General features: G+C 64.0%; 15 protein-coding genes. 4 read left to right on the top strand and 11 right to left on the bottom strand.

Annotated elements, in window-relative coordinates; genetic code table 11:
* The 9 genes from mraY to C0456_RS04115 all read right to left on the bottom strand — a co-directional run bounded on the left by mraY (position 1) and on the right by C0456_RS04115 (position 9,226).
* Positions 1-1,194: a phospho-N-acetylmuramoyl-pentapeptide-transferase gene (mraY, locus tag C0456_RS04155; RefSeq protein WP_291048644.1), complete on the bottom strand. Its 1,194-nt coding sequence runs from the start codon at positions 1,192-1,194 to the stop codon at positions 1-3.
* Positions 1,194-2,630 (bottom strand): UDP-N-acetylmuramoyl-tripeptide--D-alanyl-D-alanine ligase, encoded by a 1,437-nt coding sequence (gene murF, locus C0456_RS04150; protein ID WP_291048642.1) that lies wholly within the window; start codon positions 2,628-2,630, stop codon positions 1,194-1,196. Before murF ends, mraY begins: the two co-directional genes overlap by 1 nt.
* Positions 2,627-4,063 carry a UDP-N-acetylmuramoyl-L-alanyl-D-glutamate--2,6-diaminopimelate ligase gene (locus C0456_RS04145; protein WP_291048639.1) on the bottom strand — a complete coding sequence of 479 codons (1,437 nt, stop codon included), beginning with the start codon at positions 4,061-4,063 and terminating at the stop codon, positions 2,627-2,629. The genes murF and C0456_RS04145 overlap by 4 nt, the downstream gene beginning before the upstream one ends.
* The gene (locus C0456_RS04140; protein ID WP_291048636.1) at positions 4,060-5,691 is read right to left on the bottom strand and encodes a penicillin-binding protein 2; all 1,632 of its coding nucleotides are present in this window, start codon (positions 5,689-5,691) and stop codon (positions 4,060-4,062) included. The genes C0456_RS04145 and C0456_RS04140 overlap by 4 nt, the downstream gene beginning before the upstream one ends.
* Positions 5,688-6,068 (bottom strand): septum formation initiator family protein, encoded by a 381-nt coding sequence (locus C0456_RS04135; RefSeq protein WP_291048633.1) that lies wholly within the window; start codon positions 6,066-6,068, stop codon positions 5,688-5,690. Before C0456_RS04135 ends, C0456_RS04140 begins: the two co-directional genes overlap by 4 nt.
* Entirely contained in the window at positions 6,065-7,093 is a 1,029-nt protein-coding gene (rsmH, locus tag C0456_RS04130) for a 16S rRNA (cytosine(1402)-N(4))-methyltransferase RsmH (RefSeq protein WP_291048631.1), read from the bottom strand. The genes C0456_RS04135 and rsmH overlap by 4 nt, the downstream gene beginning before the upstream one ends.
* On the bottom strand, positions 7,093-7,587 hold the full coding sequence (locus C0456_RS04125) for a hypothetical protein (RefSeq protein WP_291048629.1): 495 nt from the start codon (positions 7,585-7,587) through the stop codon (positions 7,093-7,095). Before C0456_RS04125 ends, rsmH begins: the two co-directional genes overlap by 1 nt.
* Positions 7,588-7,999: 412 nt before the next feature.
* Positions 8,000-8,542, bottom strand: a complete 543-nt coding sequence (locus C0456_RS04120) for a carboxymuconolactone decarboxylase family protein (protein ID WP_291048627.1) — start codon at positions 8,540-8,542, stop codon at positions 8,000-8,002.
* A 126-nt stretch (positions 8,543-8,668) separates the two neighbouring features.
* Positions 8,669-9,226: a peroxiredoxin gene (locus C0456_RS04115; protein ID WP_035600292.1), complete on the bottom strand. Its 558-nt coding sequence runs from the start codon at positions 9,224-9,226 to the stop codon at positions 8,669-8,671.
* 120 nt (positions 9,227-9,346) lie between these two features.
* Between C0456_RS04115 and C0456_RS04110 the strand changes: the two genes are divergently transcribed.
* Positions 9,347-10,264, top strand: coding sequence for a hydrogen peroxide-inducible genes activator (locus C0456_RS04110; protein ID WP_291048624.1), 918 nt, complete (start codon positions 9,347-9,349; stop codon positions 10,262-10,264).
* A gap of 128 nt (positions 10,265-10,392) precedes the next feature.
* Positions 10,393-11,583 carry an MFS transporter gene (locus C0456_RS04105; RefSeq protein ID WP_291048622.1) on the top strand — a complete coding sequence of 397 codons (1,191 nt, stop codon included), beginning with the start codon at positions 10,393-10,395 and terminating at the stop codon, positions 11,581-11,583.
* Between the two features lie 63 nt (positions 11,584-11,646).
* Here C0456_RS04105 and C0456_RS04100 read toward each other — a convergent pair whose 3' ends face one another.
* Positions 11,647-13,128 carry a sigma-54 dependent transcriptional regulator gene (locus tag C0456_RS04100; protein WP_291048620.1) on the bottom strand — a complete coding sequence of 494 codons (1,482 nt, stop codon included), beginning with the start codon at positions 13,126-13,128 and terminating at the stop codon, positions 11,647-11,649.
* Between the two features lie 273 nt (positions 13,129-13,401).
* Here C0456_RS04100 and C0456_RS04095 point away from each other — a divergent pair, with 273 nt between their 5' ends.
* Positions 13,402-14,913, top strand: a complete 1,512-nt coding sequence (locus tag C0456_RS04095; protein ID WP_367179208.1) for an inorganic phosphate transporter — start codon at positions 13,402-13,404, stop codon at positions 14,911-14,913.
* A gap of 122 nt (positions 14,914-15,035) precedes the next feature.
* Positions 15,036-17,564 (top strand): hypothetical protein, encoded by a 2,529-nt coding sequence (locus tag C0456_RS04090; RefSeq protein ID WP_291048616.1) that lies wholly within the window; start codon positions 15,036-15,038, stop codon positions 17,562-17,564.
* Here C0456_RS04090 and C0456_RS04085 read toward each other — a convergent pair.
* Positions 17,561-17,911 (bottom strand): DUF2200 domain-containing protein, encoded by a 351-nt coding sequence (locus tag C0456_RS04085; RefSeq protein WP_367179207.1) that lies wholly within the window; start codon positions 17,909-17,911, stop codon positions 17,561-17,563. The two genes, C0456_RS04090 and C0456_RS04085, sit on opposite strands and share 4 nt — an antisense overlap.
* Positions 17,912-18,023: the final 112 nt, after the last annotated feature.

Here is an 18,023-nt window from a genome sequence, read left to right as displayed (position 1 = left end):
TCACCTCAGCTTCAGGGTGGCAAGGCCCATCAGGGCGAACAGGACGGAGAGAATCCAGAAGCGCACGACCACGCGCGTTTCCGGCCAGTTCTTCTTCTGGAAATGGTGGTGCAGGGGCGCCATCAGGAAGATGCGCTTGCCCTCGCCCGTCAGGCGCTTGGTGATCTTGAACCAGCCGATCTGGGTCAGCACCGACAGCGCTTCCAGCACGAACAGGCCGCCGATCACGACCAGCGCGAACTCATGCTTGGTTGCCACGGCGACCACACCGAGCATGGCGCCGAGGCCAAGCGAGCCGGTATCGCCCATGAAGACCTTCGCCGGATAGGCGTTGAACCAGAGGAAGCCCATGCCTGCCCCGATCACCGCGCCGAGGATCACGGCAAGCTCGCCCGCGCCTGGCGCAAACTGGATGCCGAGATAGGAGGCGAACACGAAGTTACCGGTGAGATAGGCAATCATCGCATAGGCGGCAGCGGCAAAGGTCATCGGCACGATGGCGAGGCCATCAAGGCCGTCGGTAAAGTTCACCGCATTGGCCGCGCCGACGATGACGATCATCCCGAAGAGGATGAAGAAGCCGCCGAGCGGCAGGAAGTAGTTGTTGACGAAAGGCACGGCCACGCCGCCCGAGAAATTCGGGTCTGCCGGCTGGACAGAGGTTTTCGGCGCAAAGCCGGCGATCCATTCCGCCAGCGGATTGAGCGGGCCCCATTCGGCATGGCCGGCGGGCGTGTGCGCCCCGTGCAGGCCCATGATGATGGCGCAGGCGAGCGCCGCGATGCCGAAGCCGGCGAGCAGCCGCGCCCCGGCGGACACGCCATCGGTCGAATGCTTCGTGACCTTGGCATAGTCATCCAGGAAACCGAGGAAGGCATAGGAGAAAGTGACGGCGAGGGTGACCCAGACATAGGGGTTCTGCCAGTTGCCCCAGAGGGCGACGGCGACGATCAGGCCGACCCAGATCAGCAGGCCGCCCATGGTGGGCGTGCCCTTCTTCGAGAGCTGCGCTTCGAGCGAGAGATCGCGGATCGGCTGGCCCTTGCCCTGGCGTGCGCGCAGGAAGTTGATCAGCCCGTCACCGATCAGCACCGTCACCAGAAATGCCGTGACGACCGCCGCACCGGTGCGGAAGGTAATGTAGTTCAGAAGATTGAATACGCCGCTGTCCGCGGCCAGCAGTTCATACAGCATCAGCTTACCCTCGCAGCTCCTTCTGAGCCGCCATCCATCTTGCCCATTCCGGCCGTCTGGCTCCATTGGCGCAGCCGGTCCGCTATTCGTCCCATCCCGGACGCATTCGACCCTTTGATCAAGAGCACATCCCCAGCGCGCAGTGCTTTTTGCAGCTGATTCCACAACTCATCCGCCGTCTGAGCAGATATTTGCTGCAAATCACGCGGAAGCGCCTCGGAAAGGTGTTGCATTTCAGTACCAGCCAGAAAGACCCCATCAACCCCTGCCTCAACGATCGGCCCGGCAAGGTTGCGGTGTTCCTCAACCGAAGAGTCGCCGATCTCGCGCATGTCGCCCAGCGCGGCGAGGCGGCGGGTGCCTGCGCGTTGAGAGAGGCCCTTGAGGGCGGCGCGCATGCTGGCCGGGTTGGCGTTGTAAGCGTCGTCGATCAGCGTGATTTCGCCGATTTCCGGCAGGTTGAGCGTTTCGGAAGTGCCCCGGCCCGGCGGCGGCGCGTAGCCTGACAGCGCCTCGGCACAATCTGTGACAGAGAGGCCGGACTGGCTGGCAGCGAGCAGGGCGGCGGCTACATTCTGCGCCCAGTGAGCGCCGACGGCATTCAGCGTCACACTCGCCCGGCGGCCGACGATATCCACATCCACCCGGCTGGTGTGGCCATCGGTTTCATAGGCGGTGATGCGCGCGGTTGCCTCCGGGGAGGTTCCGAACGTCTCGACATTGCCGGTGGGGCAAAAACTCCGGGCACGTTCGGAAAGATAGTCCAGGAATTTATCGTCCGCTGGCAGAATGATTGTGCCGCCCGCTTCCAGTCCGGCAAAGATGTTCGACTTCTCCTCGGCGATGCCTTCGACCGAGCCAAGCCCCTGAAGATGGGCCGCAGCAATGCAGGTGACGATGCCGGTATGCGGGCGCACCATATGGCTGCGCGGGGCGATCTCGCCGGGCGTGTTCATGCCGATCTCGAAGACAGCGCGCGCGGTGTTTTCCGGCATCCGCGCCAGCGTCAGCGGCACGCCCCAGTGATTGTTGAAACTCTTGACGTTCCAGTGGGCCGGGCCAAAGGCGCGGTAGATCTGCGCCAGCATCTCCTTCACAGATGTCTTGCCTGCAGAGCCGGTGACCGCCGTGCGATGGGCGCCGCAGCGCACGCGCGCGGCAATGCCGAGCTGGGTCAGCGCGTCAAGCACATCGGCCACCTGCACCACAGCCCCGCCGGAGATCGGCCGGGCCACCAGCGCCCCCGCAGCACCTGCCTTGAAAGCTGCTTCAACGAAATCATGCCCGTCGCGCTGATCCTTCAGCGCCACGAAGAGATCACCCTTCTGCAGGGTGCGTGTGTCGATGGAGATCGAGCCGGTCACCTCGAAAGGCGCGCTGGCCGCGCCGCCGGTGACGAGTTCGATATCGCTGGAGGTCCAGAGCGGCGTTGTCATCGGGCGGTCGCTTTCAGGGCGGCCAGCGCCTCATCCTGGTCGGAGAAGGGCAGCACCTGGGAACCGATGATCTGGCCCGTCTCATGCCCCTTGCCGGCGATCACCAGCGTGTCGCCTTTTTTCAGCTCACGGATTACGGTGTGAATGGCTTCGGCCCGGTCGCCGATTTCGCGGGCGCCCCTCGTGCCCCCGAGGATCGTGGCGCGGATCTTTGCCGGGTCTTCCGAGCGCGGGTTGTCATCGGTGACGATCACATCATCGGCCTGGCGGCTGGCGATCTCGCCCATGATCGGGCGCTTCCTGGCGTCCCGGTCGCCGCCGCAGCCGAAGATCACCTTCAGCCGCCCGGCCGTGTGCGGACGGACCGCGCGCAGCAGCACGTCGAGCCCATCGGGCGTATGGGCATAGTCCACGAACACGCCCGCGCCGGTCTCGGTCTTGCCGACAAATTCGAGGCGGCCCTTGACCGGCTTGAGGTTTGCCAGCCCCTCGGCCACGGCCGGGAACTCCATGCCCAACGACAGGCAGAGCGCAGCAGCTGCCAAAGCGTTCAGCGTCTGGAACTCGCCGATCAGCGGCAGCTCGATCGGCTTCTGCTCGACATCTTTCCAGTAAAGGAACAGCGTCTGGCCGGTGGCCTTGGGCATCAGCTCGTCGATCCAGAGATCCTCGCCGCGCCAGCCGAAAGAAACGACCTGAAGCCCGGCCTTGCGCGCGGTTTCCTCGACGATCTCGCGGTGATCGCTGTCAGCATTGACGATGGCGGGAATGCCCCTGGGCGCCAGATCGCGGAAGAGGCGCAGCTTGGCATCGAGATAGGCGTCCATCGTCGGATGGTAATCCAGATGGTCCTGGGTGAGGTTGAGGAAGGCGACCGCCGACAGGTCCACCCCGTCGAGGCGGTGCTGCTCAAGGCCATGGCTGGAGGCTTCCATCGCGCAATGCGTCACGCCCTGGCCCGCCAGCAATTTCATCGTTTCACTGACGGTTACCGGGTCGGGCGTCGTATGGCCGATATCGATCTTGCCGCCCGGGCCGATGGCGCCCAGCGTGCCCATGGAGGCGGCCTTGATCCCTGCCCGGCTCCAGATCTGGCGGGCAAAATCCACCGTCGAGGATTTGCCATTGGTGCCGGTGACGGCCACGACGAATTCGGGCTGCGCGCCGTAAAAGCGCCTGGCGGCCAGCGCCAGCGCGCGGCGCGGCTCATCGGCAATCACATGCGGCACGGACACCTCGCCCACACTGCCATCCGACAGGATCGCGGCGGCGCCCTGCGCGATGGCCTGGGGCACAAACCGCCCCCCGTCATGCACGCTGCCTTTCAAGGCCGCAAATAGCCAGCCGGGCTGCACCTTGCGGCTGTCAGCCGTCATTCCGAGGATCTCGGTCTCGCCATTCTCGGCAAGTGGGAAAAGGTCCCTGAGGTTCAAAGTTCACTCCTGTTCTGGGAGAGGGTCTGGGGCGGCGTGCTGGCAGGCCGGAGATCCTCAAATCGCGGATCGACCTCGAGCAGCGGCGCCACGCGTTCAATGATCCGCCCGGCAACCGGCGCAGCATTCACAGCCGCGGTCATGCTTCCGTCCTCGATGGCCTTGGGCTCATCCAGCGTCACAATCAGGGCATATTGGGGGCTGTCTGCAGGAAACACCGCAGCAAAGCTCGAAACATTCCGGTCCTTGGCATAGCCGCCAGGCACCGGCTTCTCGGCCGTGCCGGTTTTCCCGGCCACGCGATATCCGGGCACCTCTGCGCGCCGCGCCGTGCCGCCCACCACGGTCTGGCGCATCATCTCGGTTACGAGATGGGCCGTCTCTTTGGAGAAGAGGCGCACAGGCTCCGCCGTCGGTGCAGCTTCATCTTCCACCAGCACCGGCGCCACCATCAGCCCGTCATTGCCCAACGCAGAGAAGGCCAGCAGGAACGCCATGGGCGTGACCGAAATGCCATGGCCATAGGAAACCGTCGCCGCCGTCACTTCATCAAGCCGTCGCGGCACCAGCGGCGCTGCCGAGCCGGGCAGGCCCACCGGCGCGCGGCGGGTGAGGCCGGCGAGTTCCAGAAACTGCTGCTGGCGCTGGGCGCCCAGCGCATAGTTCACCTGCACGGTGCCGATGTTTGAACTTTCCGACAGGATCTTCCAGGCGTTGGCCTCGCGGGCAAACCAGTGCGTATCGGAAATCCGCCGGCCCTGGATCAGTAGCGGCTGGCCCACCTGAAACCGGTCTTCGGGCTTGATCGCGCCCACATCGAGGGCGGCAGCAATCGTCAGCGGCTTGAAGATCGAGCCGAGTTCATAAACCGCGCTGATCGCCCGGTTGGTGCGGGAAGGGTCGTCCGCAGGCGTATCACTGGCGCGGTTGGGGTCGAAAGGCGGCCAGCTTGCCATGCCGCGGATGGCGCCGGTGCGCGTGTCCATCAGGATCGCGGCGCCGCCTTTCATGTCATAATCCATCGCCGCGGTGGCAAGCTCTGCCTCCAGCGCGGCCTGCGCCCCGATGTCCAGCGTCAGCCGGACCGGCGCTGCCCCGCCCTGAAGCGCGGCCTCCTGGGCAAGCTCGACCCCGGCAATGCCCTGGCCGTCAACATTGGTATAGCCCAGCACCTGCCCGGCCAGCACGCCGCGCGGATAGGCCCGGCGGGCCTCCTCACGGAAATCGAGCCCTTCCAGGCCGAGCGCAGCGATCTGCGCCCGCTGGCGGGGCGTCAGCCCGCGCTTGACCCAGACAAATTTGCGCTTGGGATCAGACAGGCGGGCGGCAAGATCGGCCTCATTCAGGTCCGGCAGCACACGGACAAGCTGCCCGGCGACATCCGCGCCGTCCCAGATCAGGCTGGGATTGGCCCAGAGGGACCAGGAAACCACCGAAGTTGCCAGCAGTTCGCCATTACGGTCCACAATGTCCGCACGCTGCTGAAGCGCCGCCGTCATCGGCCGGGCCGCAGAACTGGACGGCGCGTCCGACAGGGCCAGATAACCGCCCCGGCCCGCCATCAGCACGAAGAGCAGGCCGATGGCCAGCCCGACGAACCGTGTACGATGCCGGGAGGCTTCGCTCATCTGGGCGCCTCCGCAACCGCGCCGGCCTCTTGATCCGCATCCGTCTTGCCGGCGGCCTCACCGGATACCGACATCACCTTCAGGGTGGTCACCGGCGGGCCAACCACCTCGTCGAGATCGCCCTCATTGGCCATCTGGCCGGGCTTGGGCGGGGCCATGCCCAGCTCCTTGCGGGCATATTCCTCGATCCAGTCCCGCCGGCTCATATGGGCGAGTTCGGTTTCCAGCAGCGCCTTCTCGCGCTGCGCTTCCTCGATCTGGGCCTCGACCGCCATCAGTTCGGCGGCTGTGTCCTTGGCGCCATATTTTGCCCGGTAGAGGCTGAAAATCAGCAACCCGGCGACCAGAAGACCAAAGAAAAATACCTTGCGGCTCATCGCGACTTCTCCAGCTCCGCGAGCGGCGGCAAGTTCATACCATCGCTCGCCTCATCCAGGGCCGCGTCCGCGTTGGTGCGGATCGCCGCCCGCAACTTTGCAGACCGTGCGCGTGGATTGGTTTCCACTTCCTTTTCAGACGGCTGCACCGCCTTGTTTTCCTGCAGTTCAAAGGCCGGTTTCGGCCCCTTGGACAGCAGCGGCATGTGGCGCGAGCCGGACGGGACAGCGCCCGCCTTCTGCTTCATCCACTGCTTTACCAGCCGGTCTTCCAGCGAATGGAAGGTAACAACCACCAGCCGGCCGCCCGGCTTCAGGATGCGCTCGGCCGCGCGCAGGCCGCGCGCCAGTTCGCCCAACTCGTCATTCACATACATGCGAATCGCCTGAAACGTCTGGGTGGCGGGATGGGACCGCGCCCCGCGCCGCCCGCCAACCGCCTCTTCAACCACAGCGGCAAGATCTGCTGTCGTTTCAAACGGCGCCTCTGCCCGGCGCTGCACCAGAACACGGGCAATCCGGCGGGAGTTTTTCTCTTCACCCAGACGGAAGATCACGTCCGCCAGGCCCTTTTCGCTCATCCTGTTGACGACATCGGCCGCTGACGGGCCGCTGCCGCCCATCCGCATGTCGAGCGGGCCGTCCTTCATGAAGGAAAAGCCGCGCTCAGCCTGGTCGATCTGGAAACTGGAGACCCCGATATCGAGCACAACGCCGTCCACGGACGCATAGCCTGCCTGCTCTGCCAGCGTGTCGAGATCGCCGAAGCAGCCGAGCAGGGGCACGAGGCGGGGATTGGCCTCAGCCATCTTCTCGGCCCGGACGATTGCGTCGAGGTCGCGGTCTATGCCGAGCACGGTGCAATTGGCAGCCTGCAGGATGGCGCTGGTATAGCCGCCGCCACCGAAGGTGCCGTCAATGATGACGTCGCCGTCCGCCGGGGCGAGGGCGGTGAGCACTTCGGCCAGCATTACCGGCAGATGGCCGGGTTCAGCAGGGCTGCGGGGCGTGGCGCGCACCGACATCAGCCAACCTCCCCACGTCCAGCCGCCGCACGGCGCTGGCGCACCCTGTTATAGGCAGTGGCAAACGCATCGAGCGTTTCGGGCGCATTGACGATCGACCGCATCCGCATCTGGTGCAGGCTGAACCGCTCCGGATTCCAGATCCGGAAACTGTCCATCTGGCCGGAGAACTTGATCTTGCCACTGAGGTCTGCCGCTTCGCAGAGATCCTCGGGCAGCTTCACCCGGCCGGTATCGTCGATCTTGAGATCTGCCGACGCGGCGATGATGCAGGTGACGATGGCTTCGCGGATGGGGGATTGCAGCGGCAGTTCGGCGAGGGTTTCGCGGTAGAGCTCCATCAGCTCCTCGCCACCCCCCTCCAGCGCGCCGGAACCATCCGGGGCCTGCCAGACGAAAACGCGGTTTGATCCGCCCAATGCGGCGCGGAAAGGCGCCGGGATCGAAACCCTGCCCTTTGCGTCAATAGCGCCCTCATAGGTGGAAACAAACACCCGCCTAGCCCAATCTTATCTGCCTAAACCCCGCCATGGGTAAACCATGTGTAAATTTGGACTATCATGGGCACGCATGGGCCTCAATGGGCACCACTGGCGAATCAGAATTTCCACATTGGACCAATTCCAGAACAAAAAGCGCTCAACTGCGGAACGCCAGATGACGCGCAGATGGGCGGGCATGGGAAACAGGGCAAAACCCGAAGAGAAACCGGGGTTTAGAGGGCCGTGTTGCGATGCCGCATCGGTTGCGCGCCAGAGATGTAATCGCGCAGCTTTTGCCCAATTCCTTACCAAGAATACATGCGCGCCGCACGGGGATTTCCCATGACAGTCCCCTCCCCGCCCAAAAAGAAGCCCCCGGGCCCATAAAGGCCCAGGGGCTCCCAATCGGGATTCGGAAAAAGGCTCAGGCCGGCTGGCCAGCCAGCGCTGCTTCCGCCGCCAGAATACGGGCCGCCGCATTGACCACCGCGCCAATACGGATGGCCGCCTGGATCTGCTCGCTGGTCATGCCATGCTTGCGCAGCTCAGCTTCATGCGCGTCGAGGCACATGCCGCAGCCATTGATGGCGGAGACTGCCAGCGACCACAGCTCGAAATCCGCCTTCTCGACACCCGGATTGCCGATGACGTTCATCCGCAGGCGGGCGGGCAGCGTGGTGTAGGTGGTGTTCGAAACCAGGTGCGTGGCGCGGTAATAGACATTGTTCATGCCCATGATGGCGCTGGCCGCCTTGGCCGCGTTCAGCGCTTCGGCCGAGAGCTTGCCGCGCACTTCCGCTTCGATGGCGCGCAACGTCTGGGGCTCGCCCACGGCATGGGCCGAGGCCAGATAGCAGCCATATTTCTGCTGGTCGTTCAGGATGGTTTCGTTCGCCAGAGAACCGATATTGAGACGGATATCCTTGGCGTAGTCCGGAATCAGGGTCTTCAGGGTTTCAAGCGACATCGCGCCCTCCTGTCAGTATTCGGAAAATTGAAATGGGAATAACCAGCTGGTCCCGGCCGCGCCCGCCAGGGGCGGGGGGACGTGGGGCAGGCGCAAGGCCCGGAACCAGCTGGCATTCAGTCTCGCTTAGGCGAGCTCAAGCGTCTTGCCGCCAACCGGGCGGTTACATGGGCAAAGCTCGTCGGTCTGCAGCGCGTCGAGCACGCGCAGCGTGTCCTGCGGGTTACGGCCAACGTTCAGGTTGGTGACGTAGACGTGCTGGATGACATTGTGCGGGTCGACGATGAAGGTAGCGCGGTAAGCAACGCCGGCGCCTTCTTCACGCACGCCGAGGCCATCGACGAGCGAGCCGTTGGTGTCCGCAAATTGCCAGATCGGCAGTTCTTTCAGGTCGCCATGTTCACGGCGCCAGGCAAGCTTCACGAACTCGTTGTCGGTCGAGCCGCCGAGCACCACCGCATCGCGGTCAGCAAACTCAGGCGCAAGGCGCGCAAATTCGGCGATCTCGGTCGGGCAGACGAAGGTGAAGTCCTTCGGGTAGAAGAAGATGACTTTCCAGAGGCCGGGGAAGCTGTCCTGGGTCAGCGGCTCGAAAGCGCTTTCGCCATTCTGCTCGTGTTGCATGAATTTCGGTTTCACGCCGGTGATCTGGAAGTCAGGCAGTTTCTGGCCAATGCCAAGCATAGGGAGGTCTCCTCAAACGGGTTGCTGGCCTGCTTCGGTGGCTGCAGGCAGTTCCCGAATTGGTGCAGTGCACGCAATAAAGAAAATTGATAATTCCGATTTATCGTATAGATTATCCCTATGATCCTTCCGACCCTCCGCCAGCTTCAATTCCTCGTCGCCCTGGGCGAAACGGGCTCTTTCTCCCGTGCCGCCGAGGCATGTCACGTCACCCAGCCCACCCTTTCGGCGGGCATAAAGGAGCTCGAAGATCTCTTCGGAGTTTCGCTGGCCGAGCGGGAATCCCGCGGCGCCACATTGACGCATGCCGGGGAAATAGCCGTCGCGCGCGCCTCCGCCCTGCTGGCAGACGCGCACGCCCTCGTTCAGGCCGTCACCAGCGCCGGCGCCCTCTTCTCCGGCCCGTTCCATCTCGGCGCCATCCCCACCATCGCGCCCTTCGTGCTGCCCCAGATCGTCGGCCAGCTCACCCGGCGCTATCCCGACCTCAAACTCTACCTCACCGAAGACCGCACCCACCGCCTGATCGACCAGCTGCGCGCCCGGACCCTGGACGCAGCCTTCATCGCGCTGCCCTGGGAAGCGCCGGGCATTGAGGTGATGACCCTGTTCGACGACGAATTCCTGCTCGCCGCCCCGGCCAGCCACCCGCTCAGCCGCAAGAACGGCCTCTCCCCGGAAGACCTTCAGGGCGAAGACGTGCTGCTGCTGGAAGATGGCCACTGCCTGCGCGATCATGCCGTCTCGGTCTGCCGCCTGAAGGCCGGCGCCGGGCGCGAGCAGGTCGCCGCCACCTCGCTCGGCACACTGGTGAACATGGTCGCCGGCGGCCTCGGCGTCTCGCTCATCCCGCGCCTGGCGGCCGATAACGGCCTCACCCTCGGCCCGGATGTCGCCGTGCGCTCCTTCGTCAACCCGATCATCGGCCGCCAGGTCGGCATCGCCTGGAAGTCCGGCAGCCCGCGCGAAGCCGAAGCCCGCAAGCTCGGCGAACTGGTACGCGAACGCCTGCGGCCCGATGGCAGCGCCATGACCTGAAAAGTCTTGGGCTGAGCCCCTACCGCATGCCCCCCAAGCAGAGTATCAGCGGAAAATCGGGGGCGTGGGACAAGGGACTTTGCATCAGCCATGACAGGGCCTGCAGCAGGGGTCAGCGGTAAGCCATCATGGGCCTGAGCGCATCCTGGCGCGCCGCGCTGGCGGCGGGCGCTGTCAATCTCGTGCTCGGCGCAAACCTGCCCTACCTGCCGGTCTGGATGGAACGCGTGGCCGGCATGTCCGGCGCCGAGATTGCGGGCGCCAGCACGCTCGCCATCCTAATCCGCATCTTCGCCGGCCCGCTGACCGCCGGCATCGCCCAGGATCACGGCCTGCGTGGCACACTCGCCGCCGTCATGGCGATTGCCCTGGGCGGTTATGTGCTGCTCTTCCCGGATACGCCGCGCGCGGTCGATTTCTTCCTCTGTGTCGTGATCTACAGCGCCATGAATGTGATGGGGCCGCTCTTCGAGGCGGTCCTCGTCTTTGGCACCCGCAATGGCCGGCCCGATTATGGCGAGGGGCGCGCCATCGCCTCGGCCGCCTTCGTCATTGCCAATCTTGCCGGCGGCGCCATCCTGGGCGCCTGGGGGCCGGACTGGGTTCTGATCTATCTGATCGCCGCCTGCGTGATCGCTGCCATCGCGCCCCTCTTCACCAAGCAGGGCGCGCGCGCCGCCGTGGCCCGCCGCCCGCTGATCTCCACCTTCACCGACTCCTTCACCCTTTACCGGATACCGGGCGTGTTCGTGTTCCTCATCGCCGCCGCCCTGATCCAGGCAAGCCATGGGGCGTACTATGCGTTCGCCTCCAATATCTGGATCGCCCAGGGCATCGATGGCAGCCATATCGGCGCCCTCTGGGCCATCGGGGTGGCCGCGGAAATCCTGCTGCTGCTGGTCTCGCGCCGGCTTCTGAAGAACACGAACTATTACGCCATGCTCTGGATCGGCGGGCTTGGCGCCCTGATCCGCTGGACGGCGGCGGGCTTCGTGCTGCCGGTCGAAGCGGTCTATGTGTTCCAGACCCTGCACGCCGCCAGCTTTGCCATGACCCATATCGGAACGATGCGTTTCCTTCAGGCGGCCCTGCCGGACGACAAGCTCTCCCTCGCCTATTCGGCCAATGGCGCGCTGATCTTCGGCCCGGCCATGGCCGTGACCGGCCTTGCGGCGGGCCTCGCCTATGACGCCCTAGCGCCCGGCGGCATTGACGCGCAGACCAAGCTCTACTGGCTGATGGTCGTCATCACCCTCGCCGGCCTCGCCCTCACCTGGCGGGCCACCCGCGCGCCCATCCAGCCGGTCAACCTGGACTGAGCGCAAAGGAAAAAGCCCCGGAGCCTGTCCGGGGCTTTTCTTTTGTCTGCTTGCAAAAAGGGGTCAGCCCGTTTCGCGTTCGCCGCGCACGTCCAGGTCGTATTCGCGTACCTTGCGGTAAAGCGTGGAGCGGCCAATGCCGAGACGGCGCGAGACTTCGCTCATATGGCCGTCATAGAAATCAATCGCATACTGAAGAAGGTCGCGTTCGATATCCTGCAGGCTGCGGATCTCGCCATCGGCGTCCTTGATGGCGACGGGCACATCCCCCACCATCGGCACGCTCGCCGGGCGGGCATCATTGGCCGGCACCGGCGGGGGCTCGGACGCACGCGCCGGCATGGCGGGCAGCATCTTCACTTCGCCCATCATGCTGGCAATCTGCGGGAAGTCCTGCGGGCGCAGCTCATCGCCGTCACACAGCACCACGGCGCGGAAGACCGCGTTCTCCAGCTGGCGGACGTTACCCGGCCAGTCATAGGCATAGAGCATCTGCAGCGTGTCTTCGCCTGCGCCGGTCACCTTGGTGCCTTCGCTGGCATTGAAGCGCGCAATGAAATGATCGACGAGAGCCGGAATGTCCTCGCGGCGTTCGCGCAGTGACGGCATGTCGATGGGGAACACGTTGAGGCGGTAGAACAGGTCTTCGCGGAAGGTGCCCGCTTTCACCTGGCCAGCCAGATCGCGGTTGGTCGCCGAGATGATGCGCACGTCCACCTTCGTCGGGCGGCGCGAGCCAACGGCGTCCACTTCGCCTTCCTGCAGGGCACGGAGCAGTTTCACCTGCGCGTCGAGCGGAAGCTCGCCCACCTCATCGAGGAACAGCGTGCCGCCATCGGCTTCAACAAACTTGCCGGGAGACTTTGAAACAGCGCCGGTAAACGCGCCTTTCTCATGGCCGAAGAGGATCGACTCCACCAGGTTTTCCGGAATGGCGCCGCAGTTGACCGTGACGAACGGCTTGCCCGCCCGCCCGCTGGCGCCCTGAATGCAGCGCGCGATCACTTCCTTACCCACACCGCTTTCGCCCAGGATCAGCACCGGAATATCCGACGCCGCCCCGCGCTCTGCCATGCGGATGACGCTGCGCATCGCCGGGGCCGAGGCAATCATGTCCTCGAATTTCATGCCGCCTTCTGCCTTGCGGACAAGGCGTTTCACTTCGCCCGTCAGGCTCTGCATCTTGAGGGCGTTGCGGATCGAGACGACCACACGTTCGGGGTTGGCCGGCTTGACGATGAAGTCCACCGCCCCGCGCCGCATCGTCTGCACGATCGTGTCGATGCCGCTCGTCGCCGTCAGCATGATCACCGGCAGGTCCGGGCGTTTGGTATTCAGCCGCTCCAGCGTCTCCATGCCCGAAAGGCCCGGCATGGTCAGATCCAGCAGCACGACATCCACGCCCTCGCGGGCGTCCGACGCCAGCTGCAGGCCGGTCTCGCCATCGGGCGCCGTGCGGCAGGCAAAGCCCGCCTTCTCCACCGCTGCCTGAAGCAGGCGGCGCTGCGTCGGATCGTCATCGACCACCAGGATCGTCTTCGCCATGGGAATACCCTTTAATCCAATCACCTGCGGCCAGGCTGCCTCGTCGGGCGTCCCGTGCCGTTTCGTTACGCCCCGTTCTGACACAGACGCATGGAGTTACGGTTTCACCGGCCGTTTGAATTTCATCGAAATCTTCCCGGAGGCTGGCAGGAGGGTTTGTGACAACCACATGACATCTGCAGCTGCGCGCTGGAATCTCGGGCGGTTCGGCTTGCAAATTGCCGGCGGTTGCGGCTGATGCGCGGCACATCGTCTAGAGCGCGGGGGCCTTCAATGGTGGACGGCAAGGAACCAACGATCGTCAAACAGACGCTCGATAAAGACCTTGCAAAGATCGGAAAAGCCGAAGCTGCCACCGCCACCCTGGCGCGCGGCCTCGTCGCTCCGGGCATTGCTTTTCTCTTCCTTGCCGGCATCGTCCTCATCGGCGGCACGCTGCTCGGCAACCAGACCAACGGCCTGCTGATCGTCGCGGCCGCCGCCATCGGCGGCTATATGGCGCTGAACATCGGCGCCAATGATGTGGCCAACAATGTCGGCCCCGCCGTCGGCTCGAAGGCGCTGACGATGACCGGCGCCATCATCATCGCCGCCATCTGCGAAAGCGCCGGCGCCCTGCTGGCCGGCGGCGATGTCGTCTCCACCATCTCGCGCGGCATCATCGACCCCACCACGGCGGCCAATACCGAAACCTTCGTCTGGCTGATGATGGCCGCGCTGATCTCCGCCGCCCTCTGGCTGAACCTCGCCACCGTGCTCGGCGCGCCGGTCTCCACCACCCACTCGATCGTCGGCGGCGTCATGGGTTCGGGCATCGCGGCGGCCGGTTTCAGCGCCGTCAACTGGCCGGTGATGGCCGGCATTGCCGCCTCCTGGGTGATCTCGCCCGTCATGGGCGGCGTCATCGCGGCCGCCGTCCTCGCCTTCATCAAGGTCGCCATCATCTACCGGGAAGACAAGATCGCCGCGGCCCGCCGCTGGGTGCCCGTGCTGATCGCCCTGATGGCCGGCGCCTTCGGCACCTATATGGCGCTGAAGGGTGTCAGCAAGCTGATCAAGATTTCCCTGCCCCATTCCCTGCTCATCGGCCTTGGCATTGCCCTCGTCGTCTGGGTCGTTGTCCGCCCGCTGATCCGCCGCCAATCCGAGGGCATGGAAAACCGCAACCAGTCCCTGCGCCAGCTTTTCGTCTGGCCGCTGATCTTCTCCGCGGCCCTCCTCTCCTTCGCGCATGGCGCCAATGATGTGGCCAACGCCATCGGCCCGCTCGCCGCCATCGTCCACGCCCTGCAGGACGGGGAAATGTCCGACCGTGTCACCATCCCGCTCTGGGTCATGCTGATCGGCGCCTCGGGCATCTCCTTCGGCCTGATGCTGTTCGGCCCCAAGCTCATCCGCATGGTGGGGGACTCGATCACCAAGCTCAACCCGATGCGCGCCTATTGCGTAGCCCTGGCGGCTGCCATCACCGTCATCATCGCCAGCTGGCTCGGCCTGCCCGTCTCCTCCACGCATATTGCCGTGGGCGCGGTGTTCGGCGTCGGCTTCTTCCGAGAATGGTTCACCGCCAATTCGCACACGCGCCTGTCTTACGTGCACGCAAGGTCGCCCAATGGCGCGGACACCGAATTCTCCGGCCTTGCCCGCCGCAAGCCCGCGCGCAAGCTCGTCCGCCGCCAGCATGTCAACACCATCGCCGCGGCCTGGATCATCACCGTCCCCGCCAGCGCCACCCTCGCCGCCGGCGTCTACCTGGCCCTGCAACACCTCTTCAACATCGTCTGAGGGCGGACAGCCGGCCGCCCGCACGCCCGCACGCCCGCCCCTAAATTCTCCCCTTGCGCGAAGGTTAACAAAGCGTAAAGGTAGAATTCCACAGGGAACTATCGGGTGAGGAGACGCGTGACATGGGCCGCAAGGGCGCAGCCGCGAGCAGGGACAGGTTTCAACACTTCCGGGCAGCATGGAGTTGGAGCGCGACCGCGATCTTCTCCAGCCTGATGCTGGCCGCCACCGGCGCCTTCCTCCTCGCGGCGCCCTTCTTCCCAGACGTCGCCCCAGCCACTGTCCGCGCCGACTGGCTCGCCCTCGCCGCCCTGGTCACCGGCCTCTTCACCGCCAACATGGCGCGGATGCTTCAGATCTGGGCGAAGTTGAAGCCTGTTGTCCGCATACAGCCGATCAAGCGACTGGAGGCACAACGCAAAACGGCTGACCGCAGCTTCCGGGAATTATTCATTTATCTGTTTGCTGCTTTTGGCGGGCTAACCGCGTTTACCTTTCTGTCCGCCCAACCTGGCATGCTGCCTTGGGAAAATCTCGGCCTGCACGGCGTTGGAAGCGATATCACCAAGCCACGGCATGTTGCGGCTCTGATTGCTTCGGTTGGTCTGGCGCTCATCCCTTTGATTTCAGGATTCTATCTGCAGTCTCGCGAGGAACAGGATGCCCTGAAGCGGGAGATGCTGCGCGATGATGCGATTTCCGCCTCTTCCTTCTGGATGGGTGCCGCTCTTCTAGCGGGCATCATCGCGCTGGCTAGCTGGGCGGCCCAGGTTTCGCAGAACCAACAGGAAGGTGTTGCCGCCAATCTCGCTTACTGGATCACATTTGCCGTCGTCGCGCTCTTCGTGGCCTTCATCTTCCTGCCTCATATCCAGCGTTACATTGATCATCTGGCCGAGAGCGAGCGCGAACCGGGAGACACAGCGGCCAACACTCCCCTACTGATCGGCGCGCCCGCGATCGCGCTGAGCTGGTTCGACTCAGTTCTCGTTCGCTTTATTGCGCCGCTGACGGGCGCGACACAGCACGGCCCACTAGTTCCCCATGGCTTCGTTATCCTGTCACTGGTTCCCCTGACAGCACTTGGGTTCATCCTGCCGCAGCCTTATGGACTAGCTCCTATTGCTCTAGGCATGCTGATGGTAATCGCGCTCGGCCGGCGCTGGGCGTGGATCGAAGAAGACCGCGAAATCGCTTCGCGCCTGTTGCGGACAGATGGCAAGCAAATCCAGATCGGCTTTGAGAACGACCTCAAGGACGAAGCGCTCCTCGGGTATGCCTTCCTGTTCATTTTGGTGCCGCTGGCGCTTCATCAGATAAATGGCGTTTTCCACGCGTTCACGGGCGCCGATGGCGCCCCGATCTCCGATCCGTTCTTTGCCTGGCTGAGCTTTTTTGGTGGGGAACTCGCCAAAGCTGTCCCATTCGTCGACTGGTGGGAAATCTACAGCGTAGATATCCGTACACCCGTCGCGGGCGCCTGCGTTGCAGGCGACTGCTCCGGCACTCAGGCTCCGAATATCGTTCCGGCGGCCAAGCACCTCACCTTTGCGGCACGCGCCATGGTGGATCTCGTTATCATGGCAGCGCTCTTCCAGGCCATCGGCATCTGGCAACGCAGCCGTGCACAGGACCGGCTATACGACGCTGGACAATTGGATGCTTTCGATCCGTTTACGGAAGTTCGTTTCTTCAAGCAGGGCATGAAGAAGGCGGAGAAAGGCGGAAAGACAGGAAAAGCTTACATTGCGCGCAAGAAATTCGAGGAGCGCGTTGAAAAGCACATGCAGCTCCGCAAGGATCTTTACCTGCCCAAGGTTCCCTACAATCAGTTCCGCCTCGGCGAACTGCTTCTGCATGCAGACCCGGAAGTAAGAGCAGGCGCGGAGTGGATGCTCGATCAGTATGGCGTGCTTGCAGGTACGCCTTACCAGAAACTGCAGCAGCTCTCCGAGCAATGGCGGAAGGCATGGTTTGAAGGCACCCCTGAGAGCGCCGCAATCAGGAGCCTTGCAAAAGAGGAACAGCAAGTGTGGCGCCGCGCGGAAAAGCTGCGCCTGGAAGCGCTTCTCGACGAGTTGATGGATGATGAGGACGAAGAAATTCCGGCTTTCATGTCACCAAGGGATGTTGCCAATGTTGTCCAGCTCGTTGTGATCGCTGGCGCAGCGGCGGAGTTTCACTACGCACGGGTAATCGTTATGGAACTGCTTGCCCGCATTCCCGATCCTAGCGCCTTCTGGGCGCTTGCAGCTCAAGCCTGCCGAAATGGCCCCTGCCTCTCAGATTGGCGCAGCCAGATCGATGCGATGTTTGCTGATGATGTCCGCACTCAAAATGGCGTTTGCGCCAGTGCCCATCACGGGCGTCAGGAAATGCGCGCCCTTTGTTACACAGCCATTGCGGAACAAGTGAACGGCTATCAGGAAGGCGACCTGATGAATCGCACCGTTCTCAATTTCCTTGAGGATGCCGAAAGCTGTGGCGAAGGAACTATTGCGGCCGAAGCGCTCAAGAAAGCCATCAAAGGCGTCCGCATCTTTGTGCCCCCTGCCCAGCAACGCCACAGACCGCCGAGACCTTCCGCGCAGGCGTTTGAGCTCGACGTCGAAACAGAAGATGAGGACGAACCCGAGTTTGAGCCCACCTAACCCCGCAAAATCTTCCCCATCGCCTTCCCCTTCGCCAGTTCGTCCACCAGCTTGTCCAGGTAGCGGATTTCCCGCATCAGGGGGTCTTCCACCGCTTCCACGCGCACGCCGCAGACGACGCCCGTGATCAGCTCGCGCGCCGGGTTCAGCGCCGGGGCCTGCGCAAAGAACGTCTCGAAATCCACCCCCGCCGCGATCTGCGCCTCCAGCTCCGCCTGGCTGTAGCCTGTATGCCAGCGGATGATCTCGTCGACCTCCGCTTTCGTGCGCCCCTTCTTCTCCGCCTTGGCGATATAGGCCGGATAGACCCTGGCGAACGCCATCGCGAAAACCTTGTGGCCCGGCATGATGCCGCCTCCCTCTTCCGTCTGCGGGGCCCCTCCGGCCTGCAGCTTGCGCCCGCTCATGGGGCCTTACGCGCAGTCTAGCGCATCGAACAATACAAGAACACCCTTTACT

Source organism: Hyphomonas sp. (assembly GCF_013823385.1).
In the GTDB taxonomy this organism is placed as follows: Bacteria; Pseudomonadota; Alphaproteobacteria; order Caulobacterales; family Hyphomonadaceae; genus Hyphomonas.
The sequence above is the reverse complement of the archived record's forward strand: the minus strand, read 5'-3'. Positions and strand labels throughout refer to the sequence as shown.

Coding starts and splice junctions, on each gene's coding strand:
- mraY (WP_291048644.1), bottom strand. CDS start 1,194: ATGCTGTATGAACTGCTGGCCGCGGACAGCGGCGTATTCAATCTTCTG.
- murF (WP_291048642.1), bottom strand. CDS start 2,630: ATGACAACGCCGCTCTGGACCTCCAGCGATATCGAACTCGTCACCGGC.
- C0456_RS04140 (WP_291048636.1), bottom strand. CDS start 5,691: ATGAGCGAAGCCTCCCGGCATCGTACACGGTTCGTCGGGCTGGCCATC.
- C0456_RS04135 (WP_291048633.1), bottom strand. CDS start 6,068: ATGAGCCGCAAGGTATTTTTCTTTGGTCTTCTGGTCGCCGGGTTGCTG.
- rsmH (WP_291048631.1), bottom strand. CDS start 7,093: ATGTCGGTGCGCGCCACGCCCCGCAGCCCTGCTGAACCCGGCCATCTG.
- C0456_RS04120 (WP_291048627.1), bottom strand. CDS start 8,542: ATGTCGCTTGAAACCCTGAAGACCCTGATTCCGGACTACGCCAAGGAT.
- C0456_RS04115 (WP_035600292.1), bottom strand. CDS start 9,226: ATGCTTGGCATTGGCCAGAAACTGCCTGACTTCCAGATCACCGGCGTG.
- C0456_RS04110 (WP_291048624.1), top strand. CDS start 9,347: ATGATCCTTCCGACCCTCCGCCAGCTTCAATTCCTCGTCGCCCTGGGC.
- C0456_RS04105 (WP_291048622.1), top strand. CDS start 10,393: ATGGGCCTGAGCGCATCCTGGCGCGCCGCGCTGGCGGCGGGCGCTGTC.
- C0456_RS04100 (WP_291048620.1), bottom strand. CDS start 13,128: ATGGCGAAGACGATCCTGGTGGTCGATGACGATCCGACGCAGCGCCGC.
- C0456_RS04095 (WP_367179208.1), top strand. CDS start 13,402: ATGGTGGACGGCAAGGAACCAACGATCGTCAAACAGACGCTCGATAAA.
- C0456_RS04090 (WP_291048616.1), top strand. CDS start 15,036: ATGGGCCGCAAGGGCGCAGCCGCGAGCAGGGACAGGTTTCAACACTTC.
- C0456_RS04085 (WP_367179207.1), bottom strand. CDS start 17,911: ATGCCGGGCCACAAGGTTTTCGCGATGGCGTTCGCCAGGGTCTATCCG.